The organism is Streptomyces sp. NPDC110618 (assembly GCF_055657065.1).
The window spans coordinates 44,526-69,395 of record NZ_JBVKBN010000016.1; the positions used below are offsets into that span (position 1 = coordinate 44,526).

Annotated in this window: 21 protein-coding genes and 3 pseudogenes; 15 read left to right on the plus strand and 9 right to left on the minus strand. The window is 72.0% G+C overall.

Annotation, left to right across the window (positions count from 1 at the left end; translation table 11 throughout):
- Positions 1-71 precede the first annotated feature (71 nt).
- From ACZ7L7_RS25455 to ACZ7L7_RS25485, 7 genes are read right to left on the minus strand one after another with little or no spacing between them, the layout of a single operon-like run.
- Entirely contained in the window at positions 72-440 is a 369-nt protein-coding gene (locus tag ACZ7L7_RS25455; RefSeq protein WP_472077315.1) for a hypothetical protein, read from the minus strand.
- On the minus strand, positions 437-754 hold the full coding sequence (locus ACZ7L7_RS25460; protein ID WP_472077317.1) for a hypothetical protein: 318 nt from the start codon (positions 752-754) through the stop codon (positions 437-439). The genes ACZ7L7_RS25455 and ACZ7L7_RS25460 overlap by 4 nt, the downstream gene beginning before the upstream one ends.
- Positions 751-1,059 carry a hypothetical protein gene (locus ACZ7L7_RS25465; protein WP_472077319.1) on the minus strand — a complete coding sequence of 103 codons (309 nt, stop codon included), beginning with the start codon at positions 1,057-1,059 and terminating at the stop codon, positions 751-753. The genes ACZ7L7_RS25460 and ACZ7L7_RS25465 overlap by 4 nt, the downstream gene beginning before the upstream one ends.
- Positions 1,056-1,265 (minus strand): hypothetical protein, encoded by a 210-nt coding sequence (locus ACZ7L7_RS25470; protein WP_472077321.1) that lies wholly within the window; start codon positions 1,263-1,265, stop codon positions 1,056-1,058. The genes ACZ7L7_RS25465 and ACZ7L7_RS25470 overlap by 4 nt, the downstream gene beginning before the upstream one ends.
- On the minus strand, positions 1,258-1,656 hold the full coding sequence (locus tag ACZ7L7_RS25475) for a hypothetical protein (RefSeq protein WP_472077323.1): 399 nt from the start codon (positions 1,654-1,656) through the stop codon (positions 1,258-1,260). The genes ACZ7L7_RS25470 and ACZ7L7_RS25475 overlap by 8 nt, the downstream gene beginning before the upstream one ends.
- A complete protein-coding gene (locus ACZ7L7_RS25480) occupies positions 1,653-2,321 on the minus strand; it encodes a DUF6907 domain-containing protein (RefSeq protein ID WP_472077325.1) in 669 nt (222 codons plus the stop codon). The genes ACZ7L7_RS25475 and ACZ7L7_RS25480 overlap by 4 nt, the downstream gene beginning before the upstream one ends.
- Before the next feature lie 19 nt (positions 2,322-2,340).
- Positions 2,341-2,643, minus strand: coding sequence for a helix-turn-helix domain-containing protein (locus ACZ7L7_RS25485; RefSeq protein ID WP_472077327.1), 303 nt, complete (start codon positions 2,641-2,643; stop codon positions 2,341-2,343).
- A 172-nt stretch (positions 2,644-2,815) separates the two neighbouring features.
- On the opposite strand from ACZ7L7_RS25485, the gene ACZ7L7_RS25490 reads away from it, so the two are divergent.
- Positions 2,816-3,685, plus strand: coding sequence for a helix-turn-helix domain-containing protein (locus ACZ7L7_RS25490; RefSeq protein WP_472077328.1), 870 nt, complete (start codon positions 2,816-2,818; stop codon positions 3,683-3,685).
- Here ACZ7L7_RS25490 and ACZ7L7_RS25495 read toward each other — a convergent pair.
- Positions 3,680-5,179, minus strand: coding sequence for a recombinase family protein (locus ACZ7L7_RS25495; protein WP_472077330.1), 1,500 nt, complete (start codon positions 5,177-5,179; stop codon positions 3,680-3,682). The two genes, ACZ7L7_RS25490 and ACZ7L7_RS25495, sit on opposite strands and share 6 nt — an antisense overlap.
- Before the next feature lie 36 nt (positions 5,180-5,215).
- Here ACZ7L7_RS25495 and ACZ7L7_RS25500 point away from each other — a divergent pair.
- The 6 genes and pseudogenes from ACZ7L7_RS25500 to ACZ7L7_RS25525 form a co-directional block, all read left to right on the plus strand.
- Positions 5,216-5,830: pseudogene (locus tag ACZ7L7_RS25500) on the plus strand (ATPase, T2SS/T4P/T4SS family); the annotation flags it as partial.
- Positions 5,831-5,942: 112 nt separating this feature from the next.
- On the plus strand, positions 5,943-6,809 hold the full coding sequence (locus ACZ7L7_RS25505) for a type II secretion system F family protein (protein ID WP_352230225.1): 867 nt from the start codon (positions 5,943-5,945) through the stop codon (positions 6,807-6,809).
- Positions 6,806-7,588, plus strand: a complete 783-nt coding sequence (locus ACZ7L7_RS25510) for a type II secretion system F family protein (RefSeq protein WP_285514242.1) — start codon at positions 6,806-6,808, stop codon at positions 7,586-7,588. The genes ACZ7L7_RS25505 and ACZ7L7_RS25510 overlap by 4 nt, the downstream gene beginning before the upstream one ends.
- Positions 7,589-7,651: 63 nt before the next feature.
- A complete protein-coding gene (locus tag ACZ7L7_RS25515; RefSeq protein WP_471431104.1) occupies positions 7,652-7,870 on the plus strand; it encodes a DUF4244 domain-containing protein in 219 nt (72 codons plus the stop codon).
- Positions 7,857-8,213: pseudogene (locus ACZ7L7_RS25520) on the plus strand (TadE family type IV pilus minor pilin); the annotation flags it as partial. The gene ACZ7L7_RS25515 and the pseudogene ACZ7L7_RS25520, both read left to right, overlap by 14 nt.
- A 281-nt stretch (positions 8,214-8,494) precedes the next feature.
- Positions 8,495-8,695, plus strand: a pseudogene (locus ACZ7L7_RS25525) (Rv3654c family TadE-like protein); the annotation flags it as partial.
- 323 nt (positions 8,696-9,018) lie between these two features.
- Here the strand turns inward: ACZ7L7_RS25525 and ACZ7L7_RS25530 are convergent.
- Positions 9,019-11,544 (minus strand): DEAD/DEAH box helicase, encoded by a 2,526-nt coding sequence (locus ACZ7L7_RS25530; protein ID WP_472077332.1) that lies wholly within the window; start codon positions 11,542-11,544, stop codon positions 9,019-9,021.
- A gap of 82 nt (positions 11,545-11,626) precedes the next feature.
- On the opposite strand from ACZ7L7_RS25530, the gene bldG reads away from it, so the two are divergent.
- The 8 genes from bldG to tmk all read left to right on the plus strand — a co-directional run bounded on the left by bldG (position 11,627) and on the right by tmk (position 24,861).
- Positions 11,627-11,968, plus strand: coding sequence for an anti-sigma factor antagonist BldG (gene bldG, locus ACZ7L7_RS25535; protein WP_003975386.1), 342 nt, complete (start codon positions 11,627-11,629; stop codon positions 11,966-11,968).
- Between the two features lie 112 nt (positions 11,969-12,080).
- A complete protein-coding gene (locus tag ACZ7L7_RS25540; protein WP_285514239.1) occupies positions 12,081-12,512 on the plus strand; it encodes an ATP-binding protein in 432 nt (143 codons plus the stop codon).
- A 498-nt stretch (positions 12,513-13,010) separates the two neighbouring features.
- The gene (locus ACZ7L7_RS25545; RefSeq protein ID WP_285514238.1) at positions 13,011-15,425 is read left to right on the plus strand and encodes a sodium-translocating pyrophosphatase; all 2,415 of its coding nucleotides are present in this window, start codon (positions 13,011-13,013) and stop codon (positions 15,423-15,425) included.
- 197 nt (positions 15,426-15,622) lie between these two features.
- Complete coding sequence (locus tag ACZ7L7_RS25550; RefSeq protein WP_285514237.1) at positions 15,623-16,213, plus strand: small secreted protein; 591 nt, start codon at positions 15,623-15,625, stop codon at positions 16,211-16,213.
- Between the two features lie 37 nt (positions 16,214-16,250).
- Positions 16,251-17,777, plus strand: coding sequence for a DUF7059 domain-containing protein (locus ACZ7L7_RS25555; RefSeq protein WP_472077334.1), 1,527 nt, complete (start codon positions 16,251-16,253; stop codon positions 17,775-17,777).
- 373 nt (positions 17,778-18,150) lie between these two features.
- Complete coding sequence (locus ACZ7L7_RS25560) at positions 18,151-18,348, plus strand: hypothetical protein (protein ID WP_471592670.1); 198 nt, start codon at positions 18,151-18,153, stop codon at positions 18,346-18,348.
- A 246-nt stretch (positions 18,349-18,594) separates the two neighbouring features.
- A complete protein-coding gene (gene topA / locus ACZ7L7_RS25565; RefSeq protein WP_453605768.1) occupies positions 18,595-21,414 on the plus strand; it encodes a type I DNA topoisomerase in 2,820 nt (939 codons plus the stop codon).
- Positions 21,415-21,525: 111 nt separating this feature from the next.
- Entirely contained in the window at positions 21,526-24,861 is a 3,336-nt protein-coding gene (gene tmk, locus ACZ7L7_RS25570) for a dTMP kinase (RefSeq protein WP_472077337.1), read from the plus strand.
- Positions 24,862-24,870: the final 9 nt, after the last annotated feature.

Sequence of the window (24,870 nt, forward strand, 5' to 3'; positions counted from 1 at the left end):
GCGTGGCCGACGGGTGACGTGTGGGGCGTGTGGGGCTCCAGACGGCTGCTGGAGCCCCACACGCGGCCGGGTCAGCCCGGCGGGTGCCCGGCGGGCTGTTCGGTCGTCTGGGAGCCCGTCTGACGGGCGTAGTCGGCCGTGAACAGGCGCACGTACCGGGCGACCTCGGCGTGGATGATCGGGCCGAGGACGTTCCCCGCCGGCGCGTGGACCTCGATGTGCCGGGCGGTCAGGAAGAACTCGGCCGCGATCGACCGGCCAAGGTCGATGTGGTGGCGGACCGCGTCCGCCCCCAGGCGCACAATCACCGTGTCGCAGTCGATGCTGCGGCGGCACTGCTCGCGCAGGTGGCGTGCCACGTCCCGGTGGCTGCTGTAGGGGCCGGTGAGGTCCACGGTGAGGACCAGGCGCACCCCCGCTTCGGGGAGGGCATCCGTCACCGGAACCCCCCGGCGGCGACGACGGAGGCGATGAACCGGATGGCGTCGCCCTGGTGGCCGGGACACACTTGGATGGCCCGTTCACGCTGGCCGTTGCGGGCGCTGTAGATGTGCAGGACCATGTCCGCTTCGCGTGGGCAGCCGGCGCAGAACCGGGCGTCGTGGTTGTCGGCGGTCACGGTGCAGTCGCACCAGTCGCAGGCGCCCCCGTCGAGGGGGAGGGCCACGACCGCGGGGGTGCCGTGTACGGCGAGGTCGCGGGCGTGGGCGTGGGCCTGGTCGGACCAGAACGTGTCGAGCGGGGTGCGCGTCACGATGCCCTCCTTTGGGCTTCAGCGGCCTGGGCCGCGCGGTACGTGTGCGGGTTGGAGCGGCGCTTTCCGGAGGCGATGGCGCGGTCGTCGATGACGGCGGCCACGGAGTCCGGGGTGGGCGTCGTCCAGGCGCGGGCCGGCCAGCCGGGTCCCGGTGGGATCTCGGGCAGGCCCTGGAGGGCGCGCGGGGTGTGCTCTGGGCAGCGCAGGCCGGGGAGGAAACGGCGGACGCCGTCGGCCTTCCGGCAGTGGCGGTGTTCGGCGCCGATCCAGTGGGCGCATTCGGGGCGCATCTGCTCGCTCATGCCGCCTCCCGCGCTGCGGACTGGAATGCGGTTCTGATCACGGCCCGCTGCTCGTCGGTGAGGGGCGGGGCGGCGTCGACGATCGCGTCGATGCGCGCCCAGTACGCCTCGTTGCGGGCGTCGTCCTTGAAACGACGGGGCCGGTCGGTTCGGGCCGGGCGGCCGGAGGTGTCTCCGGCCGCCGCGGCGTTGATCGCCTCAGCCATGGCAGGCTCCGGCGCGCTCCTCGGCCAGGTCCCGGAACACGGCGCCAATGGCGGCCTTCGGGTCCTGCGCCAGCGACGCGATCAGGACCGCCGTGTTCATGAAGTCCTCGACCTGCTCGGTGAGGTGGCCGGCCTCCCGCTTCTCGGCGCGGAACGCCTCCATGGCCTCGGCGGCGGCTTGGAGGCGGCTCTCCGAGTCGTGGCAGCTGGCGCACAGGCCGTACCGGTTGCCGATCCGGCCGGTGCTGACGGTGACGGACGGGGTGCCGTCGTAGGCGCAGACGGCGGTCGGCTTGGTCAGCAGGGGCTCCAGGCCGGGGTGCTGCTGGAGGAGCCGCAGGTTGATGACGCGGTCCTCGGCGGTCGACTTGACGAGAGTGACGGCCCTCATTCCGGCCTCCCCGGCTTCGCCTTCGTGGCGGTCGCGTCGACGAAGTCCCGCAGCCCCTTACGCGTCAGCTCGGCGTCCTGAGAGGCGGCGAAGACGGCCTCGATGGCGTCCCAGGCCCGCATCACCGGCGACGCCTCCGCCTTGTCGCAGGGGGCGTGCTCGGGGGCCAGCTGGCCGAGGTACGCGGCGCGCAGCTGCACCAGGTCCGCGTGGGTGCGGCGCAGGGCTTCCACGCGCTCGGCGAGGACGCTGATGACCACGGCGAGGCTGTCGGGGGCGAGGCCGGTGATGTGCTGGTCCTCGACGAACTCCAGGGAGACGTGGGGGAGCCGGTCTGCCATGGAGGTGGCGAGGGGGTTCACCTGGATCTGCGCGGACAGGACGATGCTGTTCTCGGGGATGCCGCGCGAGTCGATGGGCAGGCGCGACGTTCCGTTGGGCGCGGTCCAGCACATGATCTCGTCCGGGTTGCGCTTCTTGTCCTCGTCGGTGATGTCGTGGCGGATGACGCAGCCCGGCATGCAGGTGAAGGAGACCGGGTCTCCCGAGTCCTTGTCGAGGAACGTCCACCTGCGCGGCTGTGCGGCCAGGACGGGCGCGGCGTGGGTGCGGTGCTGGTCACTCGGAGTCGACGGCAGGGCCGACGACGTGGTTCTCTGGTGCATAGAGCTGTTCCGATCTCTTCTAGCTGGGGAGTGGGGATTGCTCGACTGGAGAGGCCGCCTCGCACGCGGCCTCTTCGTCGTTTCCAGCAGCCGGTCCCGCCTCGCACGCGGGACCGGCGCCGTTCGTCTCGGCGACGACCTCTTGGATCTGGCAGCCGAGCGCGTCGGTGATCTTCTTGAGCGTCTCGGGGCGCGGCTGTCGCTGGCCGTTCTCAATGCGACTGAGCGCTGCCCCGCTGATCCCCGCCAGCGCAGCGAACCGGTTCATGCCATACCCCAGCTCGATGCGTCGGCGACGGATCAAGAGTCCGTTCGTCTTCACGCCCCAGAAGCTACATCCCGTGTGGCATTGATGCCAAGTGTTGACGCCAGAAACTGTGGTCTCGTTGCCTAGATCGTGAGGTAACGACACCGGGCGCGGGTGGACACGATGCCTACTCGATGCCAGAGTCTTAGGCTGTACCTGTTGCCAACCGTTGACAGGAGGCCGTGCCGTGGCCGACGTAACCCGGGACCCGGAAGCCTGGGCCAGGCTTGGAGAGAAGATTCGCGAGCGGCGGGAAGCGATGGGTATGAGCCGTCGACAGCTCAGTGAGCGTGCCGGCGTATCTGAGAAGAGCATTCAGGTCGCGGAGGATGGGCGTACTCCACGTGCTCGCTGGCCCCAGTCGCTGCGCCTGATTGAGAGGGCTCTCCGTTGGGAGCCGGGCAGCATGCTGCGGATCCTTGAGGGCGCAGAGCCTGAATTGATTCCCGATCTCTTCTCAATGTCAGCCGAGGAGGCGACTGATAGGGGGGAGGACCGGGATAATCAGATCCATTTGTTTACCAGTGAATCTGTGGACGAAGCACTTCCTTTGCAGATCTCTACGCAACCCTCCAACCACACTCGGTCTGTGGCCCTGGCTGTACTTCCGAAAGGGCTGCGCGAGTCGCTTGCCCAGGTACTTCAGTTCGGCGTGAAGGCTCGAAGCTATGGCGCCGATGCTGACCTTGCGGAGGAGTACGAGCGCGCCGTTGAACGGCTGCTGCTTGATCTGCTTAAGCATGTTCCGCTGGTCTATCAAGGGTCCGAGGACCCCGGGCGCCTTGCTGCATGGAATACGGCGATGCGCATGGACCCTGTCCTCCGGAAGAAGAAGGAGGAGCGCGATCGCGCGAGGGGCCGAGCGGTGCGATACGAATCGCCCTACTACTACGCTGATCGCGTCAACGCGGTCGGTGACATGGATTTGCTGGCGGTTATGCGAGCGTTTCGGGAGCTGTCCGAAGAGGTCTCCCGACTGTCGGCTATTGTCGGTGTATCGAAAGTGTCCGACGAGGACGATGATTCAGGTGAGCCCACGCCGCCGAAGGGCTCATGAATTCGGCGCCTTCCCCCGCAGCCAGCGGAACACCACGGCGGAGTAGTCGAAGTAGCTGCCGTCCGGCATCCGCCCCGGCCGTGGTGTCTTCAGCGTCACCTCGACCAGCGACCGCAGCACGTTCCGCTGCCGCTCCAACCCCAGCGCCTTCCACGCCTTCCGCACATCCGGCGCCCCCACCAGACCCGCCAGCGGATCCCGCGTCGCCGCCCGCGCCAGCTGCTGCGTCACACCCTCCAACTGCGCGCGAGCCGTATCCGTGCCCGTCGTGAACGCCTCCATACCGATCTGCCCCGACCCGAACAGGCCCGCCAGATCGGTCATGCGCCGGCGGATCGCCTCGCTCTCCGCCTGCAACGCCGCCACGTCCACCCCGTCCGGCGCGGGCTCCAGCAGCTCGTGCGCGTCCGGCCGTGACAGCCGCTCCACGACCGTGTCCTCGACGTACTGGTCGACGACCTCGGCGCGCCGCCCGCCGCCGTGCCCGGTCTGGCACCGGTAGGACGGGTAGGAGCGCCCGCCGGACTGGGTGACGTACACGAAGTGCGTGCACGCCGCGCGCCCGCACCGGTACAGCAGCGACCCCAGCCACTTCGGCTGAGCCCCCGGGGTCGTCGTCCGCGCCGGATCCTTGAGGATCGCGCAGACGGCCCTGTACTTCGCCTCGTCGACGATCGGCTCCCACAGGCCGCGGCCGACCTCCTCACCCCGGTACACGGCGATCCCGGCGTTGCGGGGCCGCAGCAGCATGTCCCTGAGGTCGGTGTGGGTCATCGGGTTGCCCCGAGTCGTGGTGATGCCCTTGTCACGGCACCACTTCACCAGCGACCGGATCGACCCACCCGAGAGGATCTCGTCCGTGAAGTAGCGCAGCGCCTCCGCCTCCTCGGGCACCACCTTGAGCATGTCCAGCTCGGGCACCTGGACCTCTTCGCCAGTCTTCCGGTCGACCTTGGCGCGCATCTCACCGGTGGGCACGCCCCAGCCGAACGGGCGGATACCGCCCATCCACTCGCCCTTCAGCGCCTTCTGGCGGCGGGCGCGGGCGACGCGCTCGCCCTTGTGCTCGGACTCCTGGCGGGCGACGGCGCCGAGGATCCGCGCGGTCATCCGCCCCGACGGGGTGGCGAGGTCGACGGTCCCGGCCTGCACGGTGTGGGTGGCGATGCCCCGCCGGTCGGACAGCTCGATGTACTCCTCCAGCTCGACGATCGAGCGGGTGAGCCGGTCGGTGTGCCAGACGATGACGACGGTGGCCTTGCCCTCGTCGAGGTCGGCGAGCATGCGCCGGTAGTCCTTGCGGAGCTTGCCGGAGAAGGCGGACACGTCGTTGTCGACGTAGGTCTCGACGACGTCCCAGCCCATGCGTTCGGCGAGGGCTTCACAGTCCTCGCGCTGCCGCTCGACGCCGAGGCCGGCGCCCGTGCGGTCCTGCGAAATTCGGACATAAATCACGGCGCGCGTCCGGGCGCCCCCCGTCTGGGTGGTCTTCATGACGTGAGTGTGCCTCAGCAGTGGTGTCTTTGTCCGGGGTTCGGGAAGACCACCCTGCTCAGCGCGCTGCTCGGGCTCGTAGGACCGGGTGAACGCATCGTGCTCGCCGAGGACTCCGCGGAGCTGCGCCCCGACCACCCGCATGTCGTCGGACTGGAGAGCAGACCCGCCAACCAGGAGGGCGCCGGGCTCGTCACGCTCCAGGACCTGGTCCGCCAGGCCTTGCGGATGCGGCCGGACCGGCTGGCCGTCGGCGAGGTGCGCGGACCGGAGGTGGTGCATCTGCTGGCCGCGCTGAACACCGGCCACGCCGGCTGCGGCACGGTCCACGCCAACGCGGCGGCCGACGTCCCCGCCCGCCTGGAGGCGCTCGGCACGGCGGCGGGCCTCGACCGGGCGGCCCTGCACAGCCAGGTGGCGGCGGCGTTGTCGGTGGTCCTGCATCTCGTGCGGGGGCGGGACGGCCTGCGGCGGATCGCCGAGGTGCATGTCCTGGAGCGGGACGAGGCCGGTCTGGTGCGGACGGTGCCGGCGCTGCGGTGGGGGACGGGGGCGTTCGTGGCCGAGCGGGGGTGGGAGTGGTTGCGGGGGGTGCTGCGGGAGCGGGGCGTGCTGTTGGCGGGTGACGGGTGTGGGGCGAGGTGTGGGTGAGCGCGAGGGGTGACGGGTGTGGGGCGAGGTGTGGGTGAGCGCGAGGGGTGACGGGTGTGGGGCGAGGTGTGGGTGAGCGCGAGGGGTGACGGCGGAATGAGCGGGGAGTGCGATGGGTGACGTTGGGATGAGTGGGGCCGCGGCCTGTGCCGGGGCGGCGGCGTTGTGGCTGATGAGCGGGCGGAACGCCGGGGTGCGGCGGGCGCGGTTGCTGCTCGCCGGGGGCGGGGCCGTGGGAGCCGGGCCGCCGGACTGGCGGGCGGTCGCCTTCGGGCGGGTGCGGTGGGTTCGAGGGCGGTTAAGGGGCGAGTGGTGGGCCGCCGTGGGCGGGGTTCTCCTCGCCGTGCTCGGGGCCTCCGTACTGCCGCTGGTCGCCGGGGCGGTCGCGGTGCCGTTGCTGCGCCGGGCGCGGGTGGCCGGTCAGGCGCGGGGCGCCCGTGAGCGGCGGGGCGACGCGGTGATCGCGCTGTGCGCCGCGCTCGCCGGGGAGGTGCGCGCGGGACGGCAGCCGGGCGAGGCGCTGCTCGTCGCGGCGCGGGAGTCCGGCGGGCTCGGGGACGCGCAGGCCGCCGTGCTGGCCGCCGCGCGGTTCGGCGGGGACGTGCCCGCAGCCGTCGCGGTGGCGGCGCGGCAACCCGGTGCCGAAGGACTGCGGGGACTCGCCGCGTGCTGGCGAGTGGCCGTGGACCAGGGGGCCGGCCTCGCGGACGGACTCCACCGGCTGGAAGCGGCGTTGCGGGCCGAGCGGGATCAACGGGCCGATCTGCGAGCGCAGTTGGCGGGGGCGAAGTCCACGGCGCTGATGCTCGCCGGACTGCCGGTGCTGGGACTGCTCCTGGGCGCGGTCATGGGCGCTGATCCCTTGCGGGTGCTGCTGCACACCGGTGCCGGGCTCGGGTGCCTGGTCGCCGGTGGGGTGCTGGAGGGGCTGGGCGTGTGGTGGGCGCTGCGGATCGTGCGCGGGGCGGAGGCGGTGTGAGTACGGAAGTTGTCCACAGGCTGGGGGTAGTCGTGGGGATCGGGCTGGGGCTGGGCTGGCTCGTGCGCTGGGCCGGGGCCGTGCGCAGGGAGCGCAGGGCGCGGAGGCGGCTCACGGAGCTCCTGGTGGGAGTGGAGGCATCGGCCGCGCCAGCGGTCGATGTGGGCGGGGCGGTGCGGCGATGGGCGCCTGTCGTGGCGGTGGGGTGTGCCGGGTGGGTGCTCGTCGGGGGCCTCGCGGGGGTGGTGGTCGGGCTGGTCGGCGCTGTCGGCCTGCATCGGTGGCGGGTGCGGCGGGGCGCGGCCGAGGAGGCGGAGTACGACGCCGCCGAGGCGGCCCGGCAACTTCCGCTCGCCGCCGATCTGTTGGCGGCCTGCATCGCCGCCGGTGCGGGGCCCGTGGTCGCGGCCCAGGCCGTGGGAGAGGCGCTGGGCGGTCCGGTGGGCGACGGGCTGGCCCGGGGCGCCGCCGAGGTGCGGCTGGGCGGGGAACCGGGGGACGCCTGGCGGAAGTTGGCCGCGCTGCCCGGCGCCGGAGGGCTCGCGCGGTTGCTGGAGCGGGCCGATGTGTCGGGGCTTCCGGCGGCCGGACCGGTCGCCCGGCTCGCCGCCGACGCCCGTGCCGAATGGGCGCGGGCCGCCACGGCCCGGGCACGCAGGGCGGCGGTGCTGGTCACGGCGCCGGTGGGGCTGTGCTTCCTGCCCGCCTTCATCGCGGTGGGCGTGCTGCCCGTCGTGATCGGGCTGGCCGACGGGGTGCTGGGAGGGGGTGGTGGATGAGCGGGGTTCGGCACTGACCGGTCGTAGTCGATGTCAAGGGAACTGATTCTTACGGGGGTTGCGATGAAGAAGGCAGTACTCAGCAGGGCAGTGCGCGTCGTGCGGGCGCGGATGCGGGCGCTCGTCGCCCGGCGGGACTCGGGGATGGTGACCTCCGAGTACGCGATGGGGATCATCGCGGCGGTGGCGTTCGCCGTGGTGCTCTACAAGGTCGTCACCAGCGGGCAGGTCAGCGCGGAGCTGCAGGCCATCGTGAAGCGGGCCCTCAGTGCGCGGATGTGAGCGGCGCGGCGCGCGCGGGGCCGACCGGGGGTTCGTGACGGCGGAGACGGCCCTGGTGCTGCCCGTGCTGGTCATGTTCACGATGGCGCTGGTGTGGGGGCTGCTGGTGGTCGCCGCCCAGATCCAGTGCGTGGACGCGGCCCGCACGGGCGCCCGCGCCGCGGCCCGCCAGGACCCGCCCGACCAGGTCGTCGCGGTGACCCGCGAGGCGGCGCCGTCCGGCGCGAGGGTCACCGTCAGCCGGTCCGCGGGCAAGGTCCGGGTGCTGGTCGTGGCCGAGCCACCGGTGCTCGGGGGACTGCCGTTCGAGGTACGGGAGGAAGCGGTGGCGGTGGCCGAGGAGGCGTCGGCCCAGGTACCGGCGCCCGCGTCGGCGTCGGGGGAAGTGCTGGGGCGGGTATCGGCGCCCGCGTCGGTGGCGGGAGAGGGGCCGGCCCAGGTACCGGCGCCCGCGTCGGCCGCGGCAAGGTCCCGGAGGCTGCCGTGACCGGCACGGGGCGCCCCACGCCCACGCTTGGGGCCGTGGCGGGCGGTGGGCCTTCGACTCCGCCCCGCCCGAACCGCCCCTGCGCCGACCGCGGCTCCGCCACCGTATGGACCGTCTGCGCCGTGGCCGTCCTCTGCGTGGTCTTCGGAGTGGTGCTCGCCCTCGGACAGGCCGTGGTCGCCCGGCACCGTGCGGCGGGCGGCGCCGATCTCGCCGCGCTCGCGGCGGCGGACCACTGGACGCAGGGCGCGACGGCGGCCTGCGCCCGCGCGGAGGAGGCGGCCCGGGCCCAGGGCACCCGGCTCGTGCGGTGCGCCCTCGTCGGGGATGTGTCGGACGTGACGGCGGCGGCGGGGCGGGAACCGTTCGCGGCGGAGGTCCGGGCGCGGGCGGGTCCCCCGGACGGCCTATCGGCGGCTCAGGAATATCCGAAGGCGGCTCCCGCGTCCCGGCCGGACCCGAAGGCGGCTCCCGCGTCCCGGCCGGACCCGAAGGCGGCTCCCGCGTCCCGGCCGGACGCGATGGGGGCTGCGGCGTCCCGGCAGGACCCGAAGGCGGCTCCGGTGTCCCGGCAGGACCCGACGGGGGGTCTGGCGGCGCCCCTGCGGAGCTTGACGGCGAGTCCGTCGCCCCGGCACGACCCGCTGGCGGGGGGGGGCTCTTACGCCCCCGGAGAACCGGAAGGCGCCTCTGACGCCTCTGGAGGACCCGTCGGCCGCTCCAGCACCCCCGGAGGATCCGACGGCGCCCCCCGCAGCAGCTCCGTGAGGAGTCGTACCGCCCCCCTCTTGTGCAGTGGGTCGTTGCCGTTGCCGCACTTGGGGGACTGGATGCAGGACGGGCAGCCGGAGTCGCACTCGCAGGAGGCGATGGCCTCACGGGTGGCGGTGAGCCAGGCGCGGGCGGTGTGGAAGGCGCGCTCCGCGAAGCCCGCGCCGCCGGGGTGGCCGTCGTAGACGAAGACCGTGGGCAGGAGCGTGTCGGGGTGCAGCGGGACCGAGACGCCGCCGATGTCCCAGCGGTCGCAGGTGGCGAAGAGGGGCAGCAGGCCGATCGAGGCGTGCTCGGCGGCGTGCAGGGCGCCGCCGAGGATCTCCGGGTTGATCCGGGCCGCGTCGAGCTGGTCCTCGGTGACCGTCCACCACACCGCGCGGGTGCGCAGCTTACGAGGAGGGAGGTCGAGTTTCGTCTCGCCCAGGACCTCGCCGGTGATCAGCCGGCGGCGCAGGAAGGAGACCACTTGGTTGGTGACCTCGACGGAGCCGTAGCACAGGCGGCCGTCGCCCCACGGGATCTCGGTGTCCGTCTCCAGGACGGCGATGGAGGTGGTGTCGCGGGCGACCGTGGAGTAGGAGGGGTTGGCCTGCTCGACCAGGGCCACGGAGTCCTCCAGGTCCAGCGAGCGCACCAGATAGGTGCGGCCTTGGTGGAGGTGGACCGCGCCCTCGTGGACGGTGGTGTGCGCGGCGCCCGCGTCGACCGTGCCGAGCAGACGGCCCGTACCGGACTCGACGATCTGGACCGGGCGTCCGCCGCCGCCGCGGATGTCGGTGAGGTCGGCGGCCCGTTCCCGGCGCGTCCAGTGCCAGGCCTTGGTGCGGCGGCGCAGCAGCTTCGCCGCCTCCAGCTGCGGGAGGAGGTCCGCGCAGGCGGGGCCGAAGAGGTCCAGGTCCTCCTCGGTCAGGGGCAGCTCCTCGGCCGCCGCGCACAGGTGCGGGGCGAGGACGTAGGGGTTGTCGGGGTCGAGGACCGTGGATTCGACGGGCTGGTCGAACAGGGCCTCGGGGTGGTGGACGAGGTAGGTGTCCAGGGGATCGTCGCGGGCGACCAGGACGGCGAGCGCGCCCTGGCCGGAGCGGCCCGCCCGGCCCGCCTGCTGCCACAGCGAGGCACGGGTGCCCGGATATCCGGCGATCACCACCGCGTCCAGGCCGGAGACGTCGATGCCGAGTTCCAGGGCGGTGGTGGCGGACAGGCCGAGGAGTTCGCCGGAGTGCAGGGCCTGCTCCAGGGCGCGCCGCTCCTCGGGGAGGTAGCCGCCGCGGTAGGCGGCGACCCGGCGGGCGAGGGAGCGGTCGACCTCGGCGAGGCGTTCCTGGGCGATCACCGAGATCAGTTCGGCGCCGCGCCGGGAGCGTACGAAGGCCACCGAGCGCACGCCCTGCACGGCGAGGTCGGTGAGCAGGTCGGCGGTCTCGGCGGTGGCGGTACGGCGGACGGGTGCGCCCTTCTCGCCCTGGAGTTCGGTGAGCGGGGGCTCCCAGAGGGCGAACACCAGTTCACCGCGCGGTGAGGCGTCGTCGGCCACCTCGACGACCGGCACGCCGGTCAGGCGGCGGGCGGCCACCGCGGGGTCGGCGGCGGTCGCGGAGGCCAGCAGGAAGACCGGGGAGGCGCCGTAGCGGGCGCACAGGCGGCGCAGCCGGCGCAGTACCTGGGCGACGTGCGAGCCGAAGACGCCGCGGTAGGTGTGGCACTCGTCGACGACGACGTACTTCAGGGCCTTGAGGAAGGAGGACCAGCGGGGGTGGGAGGGCAGGACGCCGCGGTGCAGCATGTCCGGGTTGGTCAGGACGTAGTTGGCGTACTGGCGGATCCACTCGCGTTCCTCGAACGGCGTGTCGCCGTCGTACACCGCCGGCCGGACAGAATGGCCGAGAGGTTGTGAAAGTTCTTTCACCGATCGGCACTGGTCTGCCGCGAGGGCTTTTGTCGGCGCCAGGTAGAGCGCGGTGGCGCCGCGGCCGTTGGGGGCCTCGGAGCCGTCCAGGAGGGCGGAGAGCACGGGCATCAGGTAGGCGAGCGACTTGCCCGAGGCGGTGCCAGTGGCGACCACCACCGACTCGCCGTCCAGGGCGTGCTCGGCGGCCCGTGCCTGGTGGGCCCAGGGGTGTTCGACCCCGGCGGCCTGGACGGCGGCGATCACCTCGGCGCGGATCCGGTCGGGCCAGACGGCATGGCGGCCCTCACGCGGGGGCACATGCTCCGTATGAGTGATGCGCGAAGCCCGGTTCGGCCCGGAGGCGAGCCGGCCCAGCACCGTACCCGGGTCCACCCGGGAAACGGGGTCCGTCAGGGAACGAAAGGATCGGTGATTCTCGGCCATCGGCACCGAGTGTGTCACTGGCGTGACGGACAATGGGACCAAGGCGTCGTGCACGCCCGCCGGTAAGTGATTGAATGCCATCGCGGCTGGCGAACCGTCCTGGGGGCTGCAAGCCGAGGTGTCCCGAGGGACGACCGCTCGATAGCAAGGTGCTGGAGGATCCGTGGACCTGTCCCTGTCGACCCGTACCGTCGGCGATCGTACGGTCGTCGAGGTCGGTGGCGAAATCGACGTATATACCGCGCCCAAGCTGCGCGAGCAGCTGGTCGAGCTGGTGAACGACGGGAGTTTCCACCTCGTCGTCGACATGGAGGGCGTGGACTTCCTCGACTCCACCGGACTCGGCGTGCTGGTCGGCGGACTGAAGCGGGTGCGTGCCCATGAGGGCTCGCTGCGCCTGGTCTGCAACCAGGAGCGCATTCTCAAGATCTTCCGTATCACCGGCCTCACCAAGGTGTTCCCGATCCACACCTCGGTCGAGGAAGCGGTGGCGGCCACCGACTGATCTCCGCTCCGGGGCGCTCTCGGCCCCGGGACGGACGACGTTCCAGAAGGGGGACCGGGCGCTCGGCGGCCCGGTCCTCCGGACAGCACGCCCGTAGTTGCGAGGGGGATGCATGGCCACCGTTGAACTCCGCTTCAGTGCGCTGCCCGAGCACGTCAGGACCGCACGACTGGTCGCGGCGGCGGTGGCGCGCAGGGCCGGAGTGGACGAGGCCGTCCTGGACGAGGTGCGCCTCGCGGTCGGTGAGGCGTGCTCCCGGGCCGTGGGTCTGCATCAGCTCGGCGCGGTCTCGGCACCGGTGAAGGTGGTGCTGATCGAGGAGGAGAAGCAGTTCTCCATCGAGGTCGGCGACGAGGCTCCGCGCTCCGCCCCGGGTGACCGGGCGCCGGGCGCGGCGGGCGAGGACGCGGAGACCGAGGAGGACGAGATGGGCCTCGCGGTCATCAGCGGCCTTGTCGACGACGTGGAGGTCACCGCCGGCGAGCACGGCGGACTGATCCGTATGACCTGGCCGACCACTCCGGCGGTCGCGGAGCTCCCCTGACCTTCCCGCGCGACGCGCGCAGAGCTTCCGGCCGTCGACGAGTCGATCCCGGAGCCGGAGCGTCGCGCGCAACGCGCGCGGAGCTTCCCTGACTTCCCGGGCAACCCGCGCGGAACAGTTCCCCGGCGCCCCCCGCGCCCCGGGGCACAGCTCCCTCGACCTCTCAGCCCGACCCGCGCGGAGGCCCCTGACCGCACGTGCGGCCCCCGTTTTTCAGACTTGATCACTCGAAGGGCCCTACCCCGGTAGGGCCCTTTCGCTATTTCGTGAATTTCTTCACGATCAATCTCCCGATAATTCGATCAAGTTCCCGCCGAGGTCAATGCGGGTGTCAATGCTTTTGAGGCATTACCTCTTTCGGGTTCCATGGTCGAGGGGCGATCATTTGCTGAAGAGCAGGTGAAGACCAATTTCGTTTACCGCGCACTGTTTTGATCAGGTTCCGGTACCTACAATCCGTCCACATCTTGAGCTCAGCCCAAGCGTCAAGGAGGACGAATGGCGGGGCTTTCTACCCCTCATCAGTTGGATCACCCCACAACCCTCGCAGCCGCGGTCCTGACCGACGGAAACCGCGCCATGGTGATCGTCATCGGCCTGGTGGCCCTGGCGGCGCTGGTGGTCGCCGGTGTCCTGGTGCGTCAGGTGCTCGCGGCGGACGAGGGCACGGACAGCATGAAGAAGATCGCGGCGGCGGTCCAGGAAGGCGCCAATGCCTATCTGGCCCGGCAGTTGCGCACGCTCGGTGTATTCGCCGTGGTCGTCTTCTTCCTGCTCATGCTGCTGCCTGCGGACGACTGGAATCAGCGCATCGGCCGATCGCTGTTCTTCTTGATCGGCGCGGCGTTCTCGGCGGCCACCGGTTATATCGGCATGTGGCTCGCCGTGCGCAGCAATGTGCGCGTCGCCGCCGCGGCCAGGGAAGCGACCCCGGCGGAGGGTGAGCCGGAAAAGGATCTCACCGCCGTCTCGCACAAAGCCATGAAGATCGCTTTCCGTACGGGCGGCGTGGTCGGCATGTTCACAGTGGGGCTCGGTCTGCTGGGCGCCTCCTGTGTGGTGCTGGTGTACGCGGCCGACGCGCCGAAGGTGCTGGAGGGCTTCGGTCTCGGGGCCGCTCTCATCGCCATGTTCATGCGTGTCGGTGGCGGCATCTTCACCAAGGCCGCCGACGTCGGCGCCGACCTGGTCGGCAAGGTCGAGCAGGGCATTCCGGAGGACGACCCGCGCAATGCCGCGACCATCGCCGACAACGTGGGCGACAACGTCGGCGACTGCGCGGGCATGGCGGCCGACCTCTTCGAGTCCTACGCGGTGACCCTGGTCGCCGCGCTCATCCTGGGCAAGGTGGCCTTCGGCGACGCCGGACTCGCCTTCCCGCTGCTGGTCCCCGCGATCGGCGTGATCACGGCCATGATCGGCATCTTCGCCGTGGCCCCGCGGCGCAGTGACCGCAGCGGCATGACGGCGATCAACCGCGGCTTCTTCATCTCCGCGGTGATCTCGCTGGTCCTGGTGGCCATCGCGGTCTTCACCTACCTGCCCTCGACCTACGCCGACCTCGACGGGGTCACCGACGAGGCGATCCTGGGCAAGAGCGGCGACCCGCGGATCCTCGCCGTCGTCGCCGTGGCGATCGGCATCGTGCTGGCGGCTGTCATCCAGCAGCTGACCGGCTACTTCACCGAGACCGACCGGCGTCCGGTCCGGGACATCGGCAAGAGCTCGCTGACCGGCCCGGCCACCGTCGTCCTGGCCGGTATCTCCGTCGGTCTGGAATCGGCCGTCTACACCGCCCTGTTGATCGGCCTCGGCGTCTACGGGGCCTTCCTGCTCGGCGGCACGTCGATCATGCTGGCGCTGTTCGCGGTGGCGCTGGCCGGTACCGGTCTGCTCACCACGGTCGGTGTGATCGTCGCGATGGACACCTTCGGGCCGGTCTCCGACAACGCCCAGGGCATCGCCGAGATGTCCGGCGACGTCGAGGGCGCGGGCGCCCAGGTGCTCACCGACCTGGACGCGGTCGGCAACACCACCAAGGCCATCACCAAGGGCATCGCCATCGCCACCGCGGTGCTCGCGGCGTCGGCGCTCTTCGGCTCGTACCGCGACGCCATCACCACCGGCGCCGCGGAGGTGGGCGAGAAGCTCTCCGGCGACGACGCCCCGCTGAGCCTGATGATGGACATCTCGCAGCCCAACAACCTCGTCGGCCTGATCGCCGGCGCGGCGGTCGTCTTCCTCTTCTCCGGACTCGCCATCAACGCCGTCTCCCGGTCGGCCGGTTCGGTGGTCTACGAGGTGCGGCGGCAGTTCCGCGAGAAGCCCGGGATCATGGACTACAGCGAGAAGCCGGAGTACGGCAAGGTCGTCGACATCTGCACCCGGGACGCGCTCAGGGAACTGGCGACACCCGGTCTGCTCGCGGTCATGGCCCCGATCTTCATCGGGTTCACGCTCGGGGTCGGCGCACTCGGCGCGTTCCTGGCCGGGGCGATCGGCGCGGGCACGCTGATGGCGGTGTTCCTCGCCAATTCCGGCGGCTCCTGGGACAACGCCAAGAAGCTGGTCGAGGACGGCCACCACGGCGGCAAGGGCAGCGAGGCCCACGCCGCCACGGTGATCGGCGACACCGTCGGCGACCCCTTCAAGGACACCGCGGGTCCCGCGATCAACCCGCTGCTGAAGGTGATGAACCTGGTGGCGCTCCTGATCGCACCCGCGGTGATCGACTTCTCGTACGGCGACGACAAGAACATCGGTGCCCGCGTACTGATCGCGGTGCTGGCGTTCCTGGTGATCGCCGGTGCCGTGTACGTGTCCAAGCGGCGCGGGATCGCGATGGGTGACGAGGGCAACGCCGAAAGGTCGGCCAACTCGCCCGATACGGCGGTGGTTTCGCAGACCTCCTGACGGGACTGTGACGGGACCGCAGCTCAAGGGGCGGGCGGTCGGCGCGCATTGACGCGCCGACCGCCCGCTCCTTGTCCGTGTGCGCCCCCGCCGTGAGGCTTCTCTCCCGTGGTGCAAATGCTGAGGTACAGGCCCATATCGGTCATCCGGTATGCGGTCGTACGCCATCCGGCGTGTATGTTCCGGGGCCGAGAGCCATGGAAGGGACCAATCCGGTGAACAAGAAGCTCGTGGCCGCACTGTCCGGCGGTGCGGTACTGGTACTGGCGCTGTCGGGATGCAGCAGCGACGACGGCAACGACAAGCTGGATGCCTGGGCGAAGCAGGTCTGCGACGACGTACAGCCGCAGGCGAAGAAGATCGCGTCGGCGAACGACGCGATCCAGAAGGAGACCTCGGACAACAGCACGCCGGAGGAGGTCCAGAAGACCGACTCCCAGGCGTTCCAGGACATGTCCGACGCCTACAAGGCGATCGGCACGGCCGTGAGCAAGGCGGGGGCGCCGGACGTCGAGGACGGCGCGAAGAAGCAGCAGGACGCGGTCAAGGAGCTCAACGGCATCTCCGCCTCCTACGCCGACCTGAAGAAGCAGATCGACGACCTCGACACCAAGGACCAGGGCAAGTTCGCCAAGGGGCTCAAGGACATCGCCACCGAGCTGAACAAGCTGAGCACCAGCGGCAGCAACGCCCTCAAGGCACTGGAGGAGGGCGACGTCGGCCAGGCCATGGCCAAGCAGTCCAGCTGCAAGTCGTCCACCGCCGCGGCGACGGCCGCGGCCAGCTGACCCCGAGGGGCCGCGTGGGGGCGGCGGGGCGGTCACAATGGGGGGCGTGAGTACCTCCAGGCTGCCCGTACTGCCCGCCTCCGACCGCCCCGATGTCGCCGCCCGCCTGCGGGACGCCCTGCTCGGGGCCTCCTTCACCGCCGACGGGCTGCTCGAACTGCTCGGCGCCCCCGCGTACGCCGCGCTCGCCCGCAGCGAGACCGTGCCCGCGCTCCGGGCCACCCGCGGGGACACGCCGCTGGAGACCGTCGTACGGCTCTTCCTGCTCCAGCAGCCCGTGCCGCACGCGCGCGTGGCGGACGTCCTGCCCGTCGAGGAGTGCCTGGAGAGCGGGTGGCTGACCCGCGCGGGCGGCGACGAGCTGGCCGCGGCCGTGGACGTACGGCCCTACGGCGGACCCGGCGGCGAGGACTGGTACATCGTGTCCGACCTGGGCTGCGCCGTCGGCGGCGCCGGGGGAATCGGCGTCAAGGACGAGGGCGTGGTGCTCGGCGTCGGCGGCGCCTCCACCACGCTGGCCGGCATCACCGTCCGTACGCCCGTCTCCACCGCCCTCGACGTCGGCACCGGTTCCGGCATCCAGGCGCTGCACGCCGCCCAGCACGCCACCCGCGTGACGGCGACCGACCTCAACCCCCGCGCGCTGCACATCACCGCGCTCACGCTCGCCCTGTCCGGGGCGCCGGCCGCCGATCTGCGCGAGGGCTCACTGTTCGAGCCCGTCCGGGAGGGCGAGAAGTTCGACCTGATCGTCTCCAACCCGCCCTTCGTGATCTCGCCGGGCGCGCGGCTGACCTACCGGGACGGCGGGATGGGCGGGGACGATCTGTGCCGCTCGCTCGTTCAGGGGGCGGGGGAACTGCTGAACGAGGGCGGGTTCGCGCAGTTCCTCGCGAACTGGCAGCACGTGGCGGGGGAGGACTGGCAGGACAGACTCAGGTCATGGGTGCCGCGCGGGTGCGACGCGTGGATCGTCCAGCGCGAGGTGCAGGACACCACGCAGTACGCCGAGCTGTGGCTGCGGGACGCCGGGGACCACCGGGGCGATCCCGCCGAGTACCAGGCGCGCTACGACGCCTGGCTGGACGAGTTCGAGGCGCGCAAGGTCAAGGCCGTCGGCTTCGGCTGGATCACCCTGCGCAGGACGGGCTCGGCCGTGCCCTCGATCACCGTCGAGGAGTGGCCGCACCCGGTCGAGCAGCCGCTCGGCGAGACGGTGCGGGCGCACTTCGACCGGCTCGACTACCTGCGCGCGCACGACGACGCCGCCCTGCTCGAAGGGCACTTCCGGCTCGTCGGGGAGGTCGTGCAGGAGCAGGTCGGGCTGCCCGGAGCCGAGGACCCCGAGCACGTCGTGCTGCGCCAGAACCGCGGGATGCGCCGGGCGACCAAGGTGGACACCGTCGGCGCCGGTTTCGCGGGCGTCTGCGACGGCACGCTGAGCGCCGGACGCATCCTCGACGCCATCGCCCAGCTCGTCGGCGAGGACCCGGTCCTGCTGCGCGACCGCACGCCCGCGCAGATCCGGCTGCTGGTGGAGCAGGGATTCCTGGAACCCGCGTGATCAGAACCGCGTGATCCCGTGCGCTCATCCGGGGCGGTGTGCTCATCCGGGGCGGCGCGATCATCTCGACCGGAGCGATCAGAACCCGGTGATCACAAAGCGCCGAGCGATCAGCGGAAGATCAATCCCTTTCCCCAACGGCCAATTCGCGCTGCCCGCGAGAAGTTGACCGGAAACGCTCCGTGCGGCCGCTGGGATGCCGCTCGGGCGCGGGCGGGCGGGCCGGGGCGCCCCGCGCTTTCCCCGGCGCCCCGGACCGCCCGCCGACGCGCCGCCCGCGCGTTCATCCGGGGTTCGCCCCGCCGTCGCCCGCGCGTGCCAGCCTCACTGGGCCGGGACGCGCGCGGAGCGGGGCGAAAGGGGCAATACGATCATGGAGACCGGGTCGGCGATCTTCTCGGGGTCGGTGTTCGGACTGTTCGGAGCCGGGCTCCTGGCATGGACGGCGGCCCGCGCACGCCACCGCGAACCGGTGGCCCCCGGTGTGAACCCCGTCGCATCGGCGACGCTCGCGGGCCTCGCCGCCGTGATCGCGCTCGCTCTCGCCGCATGGTGCTTCACCCGCCTGTGAGAACCGCGCCGGAGCTGGGATTCCGATAATTGGGAGGCGCTCCTCCGGAAAGGCTCGAAAAGGCCGCTGGGCACTCCGGGCGGCAGGAATGGCGGTAGTCGGGTTACCGTTCGAGTGGCCGTTGCGGGCTTTTCCCGTTTGACACGGGGGCGGGATGTACCGTCACACTCCGCAGCGTCACCACCACCCGACCCCGGGAGCCAGGCCGGGGAGGTCACCCAGCGTCGACCGGAGAGAAGAGCGAAGTTGTCCCCGACCAGCGAGACCGCGAAGGGCGGCCGCCGACTCGTCATCGTCGAGTCGCCTGCCAAGGCGAAGACGATCAAGGGCTATCTCGGCCCCGGATACGTTGTCGAGGCGAGCGTCGGGCACATCCGCGACCTCCCCAACGGCGCCGCGGAGGTCCCCGAGAAGTACACCGGCGAGGTCCGCCGCCTCGGGGTGGACGTCGAACACGACTTCGAGCCGATCTATGTCGTCAACGCGGACAAGAAGGCACAGGTCAAGAAGCTCAAGGACCTGCTGAAGGAGTCGGACGAGCTCTACCTCGCCACCGATGAGGACCGCGAGGGCGAGGCCATCGCCTGGCACCTGCAGGAAGTCCTGAAGCCCAAGGTCCCGGTCAAGCGGATGGTCTTCCACGAGATCACCAAGTCCGCGATCCAGGCCGCCGTCGCCAACCCGCGCCAGCTCAACCAGAAGCTGGTCGACGCCCAGGAGACCCGCCGCATCCTCGACCGCCTCTACGGCTACGAGGTCTCGCCGGTGCTGTGGAAGAAGGTCATGCCGCGGCTGTCGGCGGGCCGCGTCCAGTCCGTCGCGACCCGGCTCGTGGTCGAGCGGGAACGCGAGCGCATCGCGTTCCGTTCGGCTGAGTACTGGGACCTGACGGGCACCTTCTCGACCGGCCGCGCGGGGGACCCCTCGGACCCGTCGTCGCTGGTCGCCCGCCTCCAGAGCGTCGACGGCAGGCGGGTCGCGCAGGGCCGAGACTTCGACTCCCTGGGACAGCTCAAGAGCGCCAACACCCTCCACCTCGACGAGGCGAACGCCCGCGCGCTGGCCGCCGCCCTGGAGCAGACGCGGTTCGCCGTGCGCTCGGTCGAGTCCAAGCCGTACCGCCGCTCTCCCTACGCCCCCTTCCGTACGACGACCCTCCAGCAGGAGGCGTCCCGCAAGCTCGGCTTCGGGGCCAAGGCGACCATGCAGATCGCCCAGAAGCTGTACGAGAACGGCTACATCACCTATATGCGTACGGACTCCACGACGCTCAGCGACACCGCTGTCGCCGCGGCCCGTGCGCAGGTCACCCAGCTGTACGGCGCCAACTACCTGCCGGACGCCCCGCGCACCTACGCGGGCAAGGTCAAGAACGCGCAGGAGGCGCACGAGGCGATCCGCCCCTCGGGTGATCGTTTCCGCACGCCCGCCGAGACCGGTCTGACCGGCGACCAGTTCAAGCTCTACGAGCTGATCTGGAAGCGCACCGTCGCCTCCCAGATGAAGGACGCGACCGGCAACAGCGTGACCGTGAAGATCGGCGGCACCGCCGCCGACGGCCGGGACGTCGAGTTCACCGCCTCCGGCAAGACGATCACCTTCCACGGCTTCCTCAAGGCCTACGTGGAGGGCGCCGACGACCCGAACGCCGAGCTGGACGACCGCGAGCGCCGACTGCCGCAGGTCAGCGAGGGCGACGCGCTCGGCGCCGAGGAGATCACGGTCGACGGGCACGCCACCAAGCCCCCGGCCCGCTACACCGAGGCCAGCCTGGTCAAGGAGCTCGAAGAGCGCGAGATCGGCCGCCCGTCGACGTACGCGTCGATCATCGGCACGATCCTCGACCGCGGCTATGTGTTCAAGAAGGGCACGGCCCTGGTGCCGTCCTTCCTGTCCTTCGCCGTGGTCAACCTCCTGGAGAAGCACTTCGGGCGGCTCGTCGACTACGACTTCACCGCCAGGATGGAGGACGACCTCGACCGCATCGCCCGCGGTGAGGCGCAGTCCGTGCCGTGGCTGAAGCGCTTCTACTTCGGCGAGGGTGAGGGCGCGGGCTCCGGCGCGGCCGAGGCCGGCAACGGTGACGGGGACCACCTGGGCGGTCTCAAGGAGCTGGTGACCGACCTGGGCGCGATCGACGCGCGCGAGGTGTCCTCCTTCCCCGTCGGCAACGGCATCGTGCTGCGGGTCGGCCGCTACGGCCCGTACATCGAGCGCGGCGAGAAGGACTCCGAGAACCACCAGCGCGCCGACATCCCGGACGACCTGGCTCCCGACGAGCTGTCCGTGGAGCTGGCCGAGGAGCTGCTGGCCAAGCCGAGCGGTGACTTCGAGCTGGGCACCGACCCGGTCACCGGCCACCAGATCGTCGCCAAGGACGGCCGCTACGGCCCGTACGTCACCGAGATCCTGCCCGAGGGCACCCCGAAGACCGGCAAGAACGCCGTGAAGCCGCGGACGGCCTCGCTGTTCAAGTCGATGTCGCTGGACACGGTGACCCTGGAGGACGCGCTCAAGCTGATGTCCCTCCCGCGCGTGGTCGGCACCGACACCGACGGCCAGGAGATCACCGCGCAGAACGGCCGCTACGGCCCGTACCTGAAGAAGGGCACGGACTCGCGGTCGCTGCAGAGCGAGGAGCAGCTGTTCACGATCACGCTGGAGGAGGCGCAGGCGATCTACGCCCAGCCCAAGCAGCGTGGCCGGGCCGCCGCCAAGCCGCCGCTGAAGGAGCTGGGCACCGACCCGGTCAGCGAGAAGCCGGTCGTGGTCAAGGACGGCCGCTTCGGCCCGTACGTCACCGACGGGGAGACCAACGCGACCCTGCGCTCCGGCGACAGCGTCGAGACGATCACCCCGGAGCGCGGCTTCGAACTGCTCGCCGAGAAGCGGGCCAAGGGGCCCGCCAAGAAGACGGCGAAGAAGACGGCCGCGAAGAAGACGACCGCCAAGAAGGCCCCGGCCAAGAAGACGGCCGCCAAGAAGACCGCGGCGAAGAAGACGACGACGGCCAAGAAGACGGCCGCGAAGAAGACGGCCGCCGCGAAGCCCTCCTCGGAGGACTGAGAGGCTCGCGCTTCGCGAAACGAACGCCCCGGCATCACTCTTTGGTGTCGGGGCGGGCGTACGTTCGGGCGCCCGCCCCGGGCTGTCGGCGCCTGCCGATAGGCTGAAAGCATGACGCGTGCCGAGCAGCCAACGGCCCCCCACACGGCCCCCGACGAAGCCCTCGCGGCGGACTCCCGCGAACGCGCCGTCCGTGCGCTGCTGCGCCGACCCCAGCTCAGGCGGCTGTGGAGCGCACAGCTCGTCGGCGGCGTCGGCGACGTCCTGGCCTTCCTCGTACTCGTCCTGCTGGCGCTTCAGGCGGCCATCGCCGAGGGCTCGTTCGGCGGCGGCTACCGGGGCGTGGCGTTCGCAGTGGCGACGGTCTTCGGTACGCGCATCCTCGCGACGCTGCTGTTCGGGGCCGTTCTGCTCGGCCCGCTCACCTCGCTGACCTCCCAGGAGGGCCCGCTCGACCGCCGCTGGACGATGGTCGGCGCGGACGGCGTACGCGCCGCCCTGCTGCTGGTCGCCCCGCTGTGGATCGACTGGACGCCCCAGAACGCGCTCGCGCTGCTCCTGGTGACCGTCTTCCTCACCGGGGTCGCCGAACGCTTCTGGACCGTCTGCCGGGAGAGCGCGGCGCCCGCGCTGCTGCCCGCCCCGCCCCTGGAGGGCGCGACGGTACGGCCGCTGCCGGACCACATGGACGCGCTGCGCCGCCTGTCGCTGCGCACCGGCTTCCTGGCGATCCCGCTCGGCGCCGCCGCGCTCGTCGTCGCGGCCCTGGGCAACAACCTGCTGGCCACCGGCATCGACTGGTTCGGCGAGCACCAGGCCGCGCTCGCCTCCTACGTCGCCGCCGGACTGTTCGCCGCGTCCCTGTCCGTGGTGACCTTCCTGGAGCTGCCCGACACCCGCACACCACGCGCGCGTTCCCCGCTGGAGGGCCTGCGCCGCCCCAAGACCGGCACCGGCGTCGACAAGGGCCGCACCGGCGCGGTCCCGCTGCTGGTCACGGCCTGCGCCGCCGTGGCGGGCGCGGTGTCGGCCTCCGTCGCCGTGGCGGTGCTGCACGCCAAGGACCTGGGCGGCGGCCCGGTGCTGTACGGCCTGATGACGCTGGTGCTGACCGGTGGGGTCGTCGTCGGCATCCGTACGGCGCCCAAGGTGCTGGTGTCGCTGTCGCGGCGCCGCCTGCTGGCGCTGGCCATCGCGCTCACCGGCCTCGCGCTGCTGGCCGCCGGGCTGGTCCCGGACGTCACCACCGTGCTGCTGGTCCTCGCCCTCGCGGGCGTCGCCGCGGGCATCGCCGCCAACACCGGGCACACCCTGCTGGACCAGGAGACCGAGGACTTCCGCCGCCCGCGCACCACCGAGCATCTGCACGCGGTCGTACGGGTCTTCGTCGGACTCGGCGCGCTGATCGCGCCCCTGGTGGCGGCCGGGATCGGCCCGCACCGGCTGGAGAGCGGGCGGTTCGTGTTCGCGCACGGCGGTGCCGCGTTCACGCTGATGCTGGTCGGCGCCCTGCTGCTGCCGGTCGCCGCGCTGGTGCTGGCCAAGGTCGACGACCGGTCCGGGGTGCCGCTGCGGCACGATCTGCGCGACGCGCTGCTCGGCGGCGACGACCCGGAGCAGGCGCCCGCCGCGACCGGCTTCTTCATCGCCCTGGAGGGCGGCGACGGCGCGGGCAAGTCCACCCAGGCCGAGGCGCTCGCCGAGTGGATCCGGGCCAAGGGCCACGAGGTCGTCGTGACCCGCGAGCCGGGCGCGACGCCGGTCGGCAAGCGGCTGCGCTCGATCCTGCTGGACGTCTCCAGCGCCGGACTGTCGCACCGCGCGGAGGCGCTGCTGTACGCGGCGGACCGCGCGGAACACGTCGACACCGTGGTGCGGCCCGCGCTGGAGCGCGGCGCGGTGGTCATCTCCGACCGCTACATCGACTCCTCGGTGGCCTACCAGGGCGCGGGCCGCGACCTGTCGCCCACCGAGATCGCCCGCATCAACCGCTGGGCCACCAACGGACTGGTGCCGCATCTGACCGTGCTGCTGGACGTCGACCCGGAGACCGCGCGCGAGCGCTTCACCGAGGCGCCGGACCGGCTGGAGTCGGAGCCCGCGGAGTTCCACGCGCGCGTGCGCTCCGGTTTCCTCACCCTGGCCGCCGCCGACCCCGGCCGCTACCTGGTGGTGGACGCGGGCCAGGAGCCCGAGGCCGTCACCACCGTCGTCCGGCACCGGCTCGACCAGGTGCTGCCGCTGTCGGAGCAGGAGATCCGGGAGCGGGAGGAGGCGCGGCGCCGGGCCGAGGAGGAGGCCCGCCGGAAGGCCGAGGAGGAGGCCGCCCGCAAGGCCGAGGAGGAGCGGCTGGAGCGTGAGCGCCAGGAACAGCTCGCCCGGCTGCGCGCCGAGGAGGAGGAACGCAAGCGCCGCGAGTTGGAGGAGGCGCAGCGTCGCGAGGCCGAACGGCAGGCGGAGGAGGCCCGGTTGCGCGCCGAGGAGGCCGCCCGCCGCGCGGAGGAGGAGCGTCAGCGGCTCCTGGCCGAGGAGAAGGCCCGCGCGGAGGAGGAGGCCCGCCGCAAGGCCGAGGAGGAACGCCGTCGCAAGCAGGCCGAGGAGGAGGCCCGGCTGCGCGCCGAGGCCGAGGCGCGGCGCCTGGAGAAGCAGCGCAAGGCGGAGGAGGCCCTGCTCCGTGCGGAGGAGGCACGCCGGCTCGCCGAGCAGGCGGCGGCCGCGGCGGAGGCGGGACCCGCGCCTACGCCTCCCGCGCCGGTGGCCGAGCCGCCGGAGGCGCAGACCGTGCCCACGCCGGTGGTGACGGCGGCGGACGCCGCTGCCGCGCGGCGGGGGGACCGGACGGATCGCACGACGGTGCTGCGGAAGGTGGAGGAGGAGCGGCGGGATGACCCGTCCGCGTCTTCCGGCGCCTCTTCCCACGCCGCTTCCGGCGTCTCGGAGGCGGAGGTGACGGCGGAGCTGCCGCAGCCGTCGGCCGCGCCCGGGGCGGCGGACGAGACGGCCGTACTGCCTCCGGTGGGTGCCGCGGATGAGACGGCCGTACTGCCTTCGGCGGGAGCGGCGGACCAGACGGCGGTGCTGCCGCCGGTTCCCCCGGGTGCCGCCGACGAGACGGCCGTGCTGCCGCCCGTGGCGCCGGGCGCGGCGGACGAGACCGCGGTGCTGCCCCCGGTACGGGGCGGGAGCCCCGCGGACCGGGTTCCGCCCGGGATCTTCCGCGACGAGGCACAGCCGGAGCGGGCGGAGGAGCGCACCCGCGAGCTGCCCCAGGTCGACGCGCAGGCCGCCGCCGAGCCGAAGTCCCGCCGGCGCAGGCGGCCCCGCTCGGACTGGGCCGAGGAGACCCCGCTGGACGACCTGCCGTCGCTCGCGGACGAGCTGCTGGGTCCGCGGGAGGACGGTCACGGGGACGAGGACCAGGGGCGGGGCAGGCGCGGCGGGCGCTGAGCCCCGTAC

Bases quoted from the DNA above. Each gene is read 5' to 3' on its own strand.
- ACZ7L7_RS25465 (WP_472077319.1), bottom strand. From the start codon at position 1,059: ATGAGCGAGCAGATGCGCCCCGAATGCGCCCACTGGATCGGCGCCGAA.
- ACZ7L7_RS25505 (WP_352230225.1), top strand. From the start codon at position 5,943: ATGGGTGACGTTGGGATGAGTGGGGCCGCGGCCTGTGCCGGGGCGGCG.
- ACZ7L7_RS25560 (WP_471592670.1), top strand. From the start codon at position 18,151: ATGGAGACCGGGTCGGCGATCTTCTCGGGGTCGGTGTTCGGACTGTTC.
- ACZ7L7_RS25475 (WP_472077323.1), bottom strand. From the start codon at position 1,656: ATGAGGGCCGTCACTCTCGTCAAGTCGACCGCCGAGGACCGCGTCATC.
- ACZ7L7_RS25530 (WP_472077332.1), bottom strand. From the start codon at position 11,544: ATGGCATTCAATCACTTACCGGCGGGCGTGCACGACGCCTTGGTCCCA.
- ACZ7L7_RS25515 (WP_471431104.1), top strand. From the start codon at position 7,652: ATGAAGAAGGCAGTACTCAGCAGGGCAGTGCGCGTCGTGCGGGCGCGG.
- ACZ7L7_RS25480 (WP_472077325.1), bottom strand. From the start codon at position 2,321: ATGCACCAGAGAACCACGTCGTCGGCCCTGCCGTCGACTCCGAGTGAC.
- tmk (WP_472077337.1), top strand. From the start codon at position 21,526: ATGACGCGTGCCGAGCAGCCAACGGCCCCCCACACGGCCCCCGACGAA.
- ACZ7L7_RS25470 (WP_472077321.1), bottom strand. From the start codon at position 1,265: ATGGCTGAGGCGATCAACGCCGCGGCGGCCGGAGACACCTCCGGCCGC.
- ACZ7L7_RS25555 (WP_472077334.1), top strand. From the start codon at position 16,251: ATGGGGGGCGTGAGTACCTCCAGGCTGCCCGTACTGCCCGCCTCCGAC.
- ACZ7L7_RS25550 (WP_285514237.1), top strand. From the start codon at position 15,623: ATGGAAGGGACCAATCCGGTGAACAAGAAGCTCGTGGCCGCACTGTCC.
- ACZ7L7_RS25495 (WP_472077330.1), bottom strand. From the start codon at position 5,179: ATGAAGACCACCCAGACGGGGGGCGCCCGGACGCGCGCCGTGATTTAT.
- ACZ7L7_RS25545 (WP_285514238.1), top strand. From the start codon at position 13,011: ATGGCGGGGCTTTCTACCCCTCATCAGTTGGATCACCCCACAACCCTC.
- ACZ7L7_RS25540 (WP_285514239.1), top strand. From the start codon at position 12,081: ATGGCCACCGTTGAACTCCGCTTCAGTGCGCTGCCCGAGCACGTCAGG.